The organism is Protofrankia symbiont of Coriaria ruscifolia (assembly GCF_900634745.1).
GTDB lineage: Bacteria > Actinomycetota > Actinomycetes > Frankiales > Frankiaceae > Protofrankia > Protofrankia californiensis.
On the sequence record NZ_CAAAFR010000032.1, the window covers coordinates 170,277 to 176,930 of the forward strand.

General features: G+C 69.2%; 6 protein-coding genes and 1 pseudogene. 4 read left to right on the forward strand and 3 right to left on the reverse strand.

Going from position 1 to position 6,654, the window contains the following annotated elements:
• Window positions 1–286: 286 nt before the first annotated feature.
• The gene (gene ychF, locus CV1CTNOD_RS04205) at window positions 287–1,363 is read left to right on the forward strand and encodes a redox-regulated ATPase YchF (protein ID WP_131784837.1); all 1,077 of its coding nucleotides are present in this window, start codon (window positions 287–289) and stop codon (window positions 1,361–1,363) included.
• Between the two features lie 115 nt (window positions 1,364–1,478).
• On the opposite strand, the pseudogene CV1CTNOD_RS04210 reads toward ychF, so the two are convergent.
• A pseudogene (locus CV1CTNOD_RS04210) lies at window positions 1,479–2,898 on the reverse strand (IS1182 family transposase).
• Between the two features lie 89 nt (window positions 2,899–2,987).
• On the opposite strand from CV1CTNOD_RS04210, the gene CV1CTNOD_RS04215 reads away from it, so the two are divergent.
• The 3 genes from CV1CTNOD_RS04215 (at window position 2,988) to CV1CTNOD_RS04225 (ending at window position 4,576) form a co-directional block, all read left to right on the forward strand.
• Window positions 2,988–3,209: a hypothetical protein gene (locus tag CV1CTNOD_RS04215; RefSeq protein WP_131784838.1), complete on the forward strand. Its 222-nt coding sequence runs from the start codon at window positions 2,988–2,990 to the stop codon at window positions 3,207–3,209.
• Window positions 3,202–3,528 (forward strand): hypothetical protein, encoded by a 327-nt coding sequence (locus CV1CTNOD_RS04220; protein WP_131784839.1) that lies wholly within the window; start codon window positions 3,202–3,204, stop codon window positions 3,526–3,528. Before CV1CTNOD_RS04215 ends, CV1CTNOD_RS04220 begins: the two co-directional genes overlap by 8 nt.
• Before the next feature lie 463 nt (window positions 3,529–3,991).
• Window positions 3,992–4,576, forward strand: a complete 585-nt coding sequence (locus tag CV1CTNOD_RS04225) for a hypothetical protein (RefSeq protein WP_207386172.1) — start codon at window positions 3,992–3,994, stop codon at window positions 4,574–4,576.
• A gap of 124 nt (window positions 4,577–4,700) precedes the next feature.
• On the opposite strand, the gene CV1CTNOD_RS26240 is transcribed toward CV1CTNOD_RS04225, so the two are convergent.
• Complete coding sequence (locus CV1CTNOD_RS26240) at window positions 4,701–5,252, reverse strand: GNAT family N-acetyltransferase (RefSeq protein WP_242606348.1); 552 nt, start codon at window positions 5,250–5,252, stop codon at window positions 4,701–4,703.
• Window positions 5,249–6,544: a helix-turn-helix domain-containing protein gene (locus CV1CTNOD_RS26245; protein ID WP_131784842.1), complete on the reverse strand. Its 1,296-nt coding sequence runs from the start codon at window positions 6,542–6,544 to the stop codon at window positions 5,249–5,251. The genes CV1CTNOD_RS26240 and CV1CTNOD_RS26245 overlap by 4 nt, the downstream gene beginning before the upstream one ends.
• Between the last annotated feature and the right edge of the window lie 110 nt (window positions 6,545–6,654).

Here is a 6,654-nt window from a genome sequence, read left to right on the forward strand (position 1 = left end):
GGCGGCACACGCCGCCGCGAGGACGAGAGCGGGCAGCGCCCGCACGACAGTCTTGCCGATTTTGCCGACCTCGCCGACCTCGCCGATTTTGCCCTTGCCGCTCTTGCCCAGGACGAGCTTCATGGCACCCACACTCCCGCCACGCCACCGTCAGTTACATCTCTTCGATGTTGTCCCCATGTGGCACGGGACGGAAGTAAGAGTGCCGTGCGGCGCCGGATGAGCGGCCGATCCCTGACTTGTCCGGATGCCGCAGACGGCGGCCGGCACCGTAGACTGCGACCCCATGGGCTTGTCGATCGGGATCGTCGGACTACCCAACGTCGGCAAGTCGACCCTGTTCAACGCGCTGACCCGCAACGACGTCCTGGCCGCGAACTACCCGTTCGCCACCATCGAGCCGAACGTCGGCGTCGTCGGTGTCCCGGACCCCCGCCTCGACCGGCTCGCCGGGGTCTTCCACAGCGCCCGCACGGTGCCGGCAACGGTCAGCTTCGTCGACATCGCCGGCCTGGTCCGCGGCGCGTCCGAGGGCCAGGGGCTCGGGAACAGGTTCCTGGCCAACATCCGCGAGTCGGACGCGGTCTGCCAGGTGGTCCGGGTCTTCTCCGACCCGGACGTCGTCCACGTGGACGGCCGGGTCGACCCCGCCGACGACATCGCCACCGTCAACACCGAACTGGTCCTCGCCGACCTGCAGACCATCGACGCGCGCCTTCCCAAACTGGAGAAGGAAGCCCGGGTGGACAAGGGCAGGCAGGGACTGCTCGCCGCCATGAAGCACGCCCGCGAGGTGCTCGACACCGGCCGCACCCTGTCGTCCGAGCCGGGCGTCGACCGGGTGGCGCTGCGGGAGTTGTTCCTGCTGACGGCCAAGCCGTTCCTGTACGTGTTCAACGTGGACGAGGACGCTCTCGCCGACGAGGGCCGGCACAAGGAACTCGCCGCTCTGGTCGCCCCCGCCGACGCGGTGGTGCTGTGCGCGAAGGTCGAGGCCGAGCTGACCGAGCTCCCCGACGAGGACGCCGCTGAACTCCTGGAGTCCCTCGGGCAGTCCGAGAGCGGTCTGGCGCAGCTGGCCCGGATCGGCTTCCACACGCTGGGCCTGCAGACCTACCTGACGGCCGGGCCGAAGGAGTCACGAGCCTGGACGATCAAGGTCGGCGCGACCGCGCCCGAGGCCGCGGGCGTCATCCACACCGACTTCCAGCGCGGGTTCATCAAGGCCGAGGTGGTCTCCTTCGACGACCTGATGGCGGCGAGCTCGATGGTCGCCGCCCGCGCCGCCGGCCGCGTCCGCATCGAGGGCAAGGACTACGTCATGGCCGACGGCGACGTCGTCGAATTCCGTTTCAACGTGTAGACCGACAGCGTCTGCGCAGGTCATGAGCCTGTTTCCTCCTCTCGGTCCGCGCCTAGAAGACCGGTGAAGATCTTGTTGAGGGGCTGTCTGGTCGCGGGTTGGGTGGCCCCTTTGGCTATGCGGTGGCCGGGGCGATGTGCCAGGTGCCGTCGGTGTGGGTGAGTCCGAGGTTGATCAGGCGGCGGAGGTTGAGGGCGGCGGCGCGGGTATGGAGCCAGGTGTCGTTGGTGATGGTGCCGCGGTAGCGGAGCCTGCGGTTGCCTCGGTGGACGATCCAGACGACGGCGCGTTCGACCGGTGGCCGCCAGCGGCGATATGCGGCTTGCCAGTCGGGGTCGTGGGCGGCCTGGTGGCGGGCTGCGGTGAGCAGGTCGTGGTGTGGGCGGATGGTCAGGATGCGTCCGGCCTTGGCCTTGGTGCACCGCTCGCGCAGGGGGCATCCGGTGCACAGGCTCCCGAAGGAGGCTTTGCGCTGGTGATGGTGCCCGCCGGGGTCGGAGAGGGGGACGGTGTGTCCGGCGGGACAGGTCACGGTGGCGGTGGTGGTGATGACGAAGTCGTCGAGGGTGACCCCGCCGGGGACGGCGGGCCGTAGCGGGGCGGGTTTGAAGAACAGCCGGTACCCTGCCTCTTCGAGGGCCTGGCGGGCGTCGCCGGTGGAGTAGGCGGTGTCGCCGAAGGCGTCCACCGGGGTGTCTTCGGCGGCGAGCAGGTCCAGGCCGACGGCGGCCTCGTGGTGCTCGGTCCCGGCGCCGGGCCGCAGGGCGAGGGCGGTGTACAACCCGGTCTCCGGCTCGACGGCCAGGTGGGCTTTGAAGCCGTCCTGCTGGTGGCTGCGGGTCTTGTGCACGTGCCGGGCCTCGGGGTCGACGGTGGAGACCATCCGGTCGTGGGCGGTGCCCCGGGTGACACCCCCCAGCGCGGGCCTGCTCGTCGTTCCAGGCGATGCGGGGCTTGCTCGGATCGGTGTAGTCGTGGGCGGTGCACGCCACGGCCGTGACCTCGGCCGCCCCGGGGACCTCACGGATCACCCCCCGCACCGCGGCGATCAACTGAGTGACGGTGTCCTGGGTGGCGACCGCGTCGTCCAGCACGGTGGAATCCAACGCCCGCCTGTGCCTGCCCTGCAAAACCCCGGTGGCCTTGACCACCTCCCGCACCGCCTCGAAGACCCGGTTCGGGCGGGCCGAGCGGGCCAGGCGGCGGCGGAAGTAGGCCAGCAGCGACGGGTCGAACGCGGTGTCATGCAGACCGGGCCCGCACGCGGCTTTCCACCGCAGATAGCATCGCAGTTCCTGCACCGTCTCGAAGTCCGACAGCCCGTGCAGGGCCTGCAGCGTGATCGCAGCGGCCAGGATCTGCGGCGGCATGGACGGCCGGCCGTTCCCCGACGGGTACATGTCCGTGAACATCACCGCCGGGAACAGAGCACCACGGTGCTCGGCCAGGAACGCGAACACACTCCCCGCCGGGATCAACTCCCGGCACGTCTCCCACACATCCGGCCCGACCGTCTCCCCGACCCACTCACCCATCACCACAACACAAGTCTGATCCTGCACCCGTTCACGGGGCAGGGCCAGAACCCAAGATCTTCACCGGTCTTCTACCGCTGTACCGCCGGATGAACCGGACGGAGCACGACTACGAGCGGTACGGCTGGCCCTCGGAGTGCCCCTGCTGCTGGACGTGGGCGGCCTGGCTCATCCCGCCGGACTTCGGCGCTGAGCTGCTCGTCCGCTGCTCTTTCCCGGCTGTGGACATCCCGCTCATCACCGAGCGTCTGATTGCTCCTGGCTGCCCCACCGCGCCCCGGCTCAACCCGAGGAGGACCATCCGTGGGTGACCTGACCTACTCAACCGAACAGTCCGGTATCACCCGCGGCCAGGCGCTGCGGGCCGCGGCGCGGGTGCGTGAGCACATCACCGATCCGCTGGAGCGGCTGACCGTGCTGGCGATGCTGGGGCTGACCAGCCTGGCGTCACCCCGACCAAGTGCGGCTCGATGCATCGAGCCGCAGGAAGACGGTCTGCCGTCCACGGCCGCTACAGCCGCGGCGTCGGACGTCGACGTGGTGGTGGTCGAGGCGGACCAGGTGACGACCATGACCACGGTGCACGCCGAGATGGCGGTGGTCATCAACGTCTGCGATCAGTGCCGGTAGGAGACAGCGCACCGTTTTTTTGTGACAACACAGCGTGTCATCCCCAGCCCACCTTTTAAGAATCTCTCCCCGATGTCCGCGGTGGCGGCAGCCCATCATGGGCTAACGATCACGGGATAACCGATGGTGTCGAGACCAGTTGACTGCAAGGATTGCGGATCAATGCCGCTGATCACGTAATATATGCACATGGGAGAAACGCTCCGCTGTCCGGTCTGCCGTGGCGCGCTGTCTCCCACCGCCGGTCCCGGCCGCCCACGGATCTACTGCGGTGTCCGTTGCCGTCGGCGCGCCGAGCACGCCCGTACCCAAGTCCTGATCGACATCGGCCGCCGTGCCGTCGCCTCGGGAGCCGCCAGGCCGCCGCTGGCATCGATGCATCGACGCCGGGGGTAGGCGTGGACGACGAAGAGGAACTGAAGGATCCCTACGTGCCCGAGTGGGCGACGAAAGAAGGTTGACGGTGACGGTGACGGCAAGCCCTGAGGTGGGCGTGTGGTCGATGTACATGGACCTACACGAGGACGACCGCGCGGCCGTGGACGCGTTCCGGTCGGTCGGTGTCGAGCTGACGACCGCGCTGGTCAACTCCGGTGTACTCAGCCCGCGCGAGTCACGCACGTACTCGCTCCACGGCTCCACGGACGAGTCACACCGGCTGCTCGACCCGATGCGGACCGTCCAGCGCGCCGCCGAGCATGAGTCCGCCCATGCGGTCGTGGGCGTCGCGTTGGGTGTGCGGCTGCGGGAGATGCGCATCGAGGAGGACGGGTCCGGGTGGACCGGGTTTGACGATGCGCCGCCGGCCATGCTGGCGGTCATCTCGGCCGCCGGGGACGCGTGGATCCGCGGACATCGATGTGCGGAGTTCCCGAGCGACACGGCCGGTGGCTGCGGTTCTGATTTCCGGGATGTGGTGCGCCACGCGGGCGGGATTCAGGGTGAGCATGAGGCCCGGCGGCAAGCCTGGCAGCTCCTCGCCGAGCGTCGAAACATGGTCCTGGCCCTTGGTCAGAACCTCCTCCGGTGCCGGCGCCTGCTGTTCTGACCGAGCGCAAGCCCGCCACGGGCGGACGATGTGGACGAAACCCGCGGTCTGCACGACGATGCCCCCGCCGGATAACCGGTCGGGGGCATCGCTCGTTGGGTCAGGACCGGGTCGCGACATGACCTCACCCGCCGGTACGCGTCTCCCACTCGGCCCGGGTGATGACGTACACCTCTTGATCTTTGCCGTGTAGGTACTCGGTCCGGAGGTAGGTCGCGCCGATCTTTTCGGCTACCCGGATCGACGGGGTGTTGCCGGCGTCGATGACGAAGACAAGCTGGTCGACGGTCAAGTGCTCGAAGGCGAACCGCAGCGTCGCGCGTCCGGTCTCCATCGCGAAGCCGCGACCCCAGTGCGGACGGCCGATGAACCACGTCACCTCGACGCCAGGCCATCCCGGCTCGTTCCACAGCCCGGCCCGACCGACCAGCTCACCTGTGGCTGTTTCGACGACGGACCACTGCCCGTAGCCCCACAGCGCCCAGTGTCCGAGCGCGGTAGCCATGTTCCGCCAGGCCACCGCCCGGGCCGCGGGCCCGCCCAGGTGCCGCATGAACTCCGGATCAGCCCACATGGCCGCGTAGGCATCCAGGTCGCCCGGGGTGATGGCGCGCAGTGTCAGGCGCTCGGTAGCGATCGTGGGGATGGTGAAGACTGCTGCCGGTTCGCCGCTCACGACGTAACACCGGCGGTCAGGGCAGGGCGGGCCTGTCGGAACTGGTCGGTGAAATCCTGGACGGCGGGTATCGCCCGCTGCGCGGGGGCGAACATGGCGTCCAGATGGCGGAGACGCTCGGCGACCGTGTGGGTGTGGCTGGCCGCGAGCGCGCCGAGTACCTGCATGCCGATGGTCGCTGCCGCGTCCGGTTCCGGGGACGGTCGGAGCAGATGGGCTACGGCCATGTTCAGCACGGCGTGCTGCTCCTCCTCCGCAGAGAAGTCGCCGGCCCGATGCTGGTAGGCCGTGACCGCTATCGGCGCCCATTCGTCGACGGCCGCGACATCGCCGAGTCGGGCACCGATCCCGGCACGGAACATCGCGACCGCTGCTTCTCCGACCGGTGTTTCGCCGGGGAGCGGGCGGAAGTCGCCGGCTTCCGCCTCCATCCGGCTGAGTGCGGCCTGGGCTGCGGCGGTGTCTCTGAGCGCGGCGTGTGTTCTGGCCTCGTAGGCGGCCATGCGGGCACGGACGTAGGGATGGTCCCACCGGTCCGCAGTCCGCAGATGGTCCAACGCGGCGGTGTGCCGGCCGGTGTAGTAGGCGATCGACGAGTGCAGGGCGGCTACCGATGCAGCAAGAACCGGCTCTCCCGCCTCGTCGGCGTAGTGCTCCGAGAGGGCGGCGAACCGGCGCGCGGACCGCATATCCCCGGTGTTGAACGCCAGCCGGCCGAGGAAGAACACGAACTGGCCGCCGAGCAGGGTTACGCGCTGCCGCGTCCGACCGGCTGTCCGGCCGTCGAGGATCGATTCGATCTGACGCCAGCGATCCACGACCCGGGGCAGCAGATCGGCGTGGGGAACCGACGTGTACACCACGGCGATCTCATCAACGTCGGCCTCCAGTTCGGCGAGCGTCAGCGCGTCCGGGTCGGCCGTGGCGATCCGCTGATAGGTGTCGGCCGCGAGCGCTGATGCCGCGGCGAGCGCCGAGGTCTGGAGTACCTGCCGTCGGTCCGTGGTGTCCTCCTCTCGGTCGCGTCGCTGACCGGGTGGGCTGCGCCGTCGTGCCCGTCGTTCCTGCCATGCCTGTCCGCGCAGCGTACGCAGTTCCCCGCCGGCGTCCAGCGCCACGTCCAGCACGTCGATGAGGTTCTCGGACGGCACGTCCCGGCCCGACTCTGCCTGTGACACGTAGGCGCGTTTGAAGCCGATCATGGCGGCGAGCCGTTCCTGGCTGTACCCGGCGGCACGGCGTAGTTCCCGGATGCGGTCGGCCAGCTCGCGTTTGGCCCCGCCTTCACCCATCGCTGCCTCCCGGCATCGCACGTGGGGTAACGGGCGTAACCGGTTACCCGTAACCAGTTACCCGTAACCGGTTACGTACGGCCGCCTGTTACGGGCTGCCGCTACCCCAC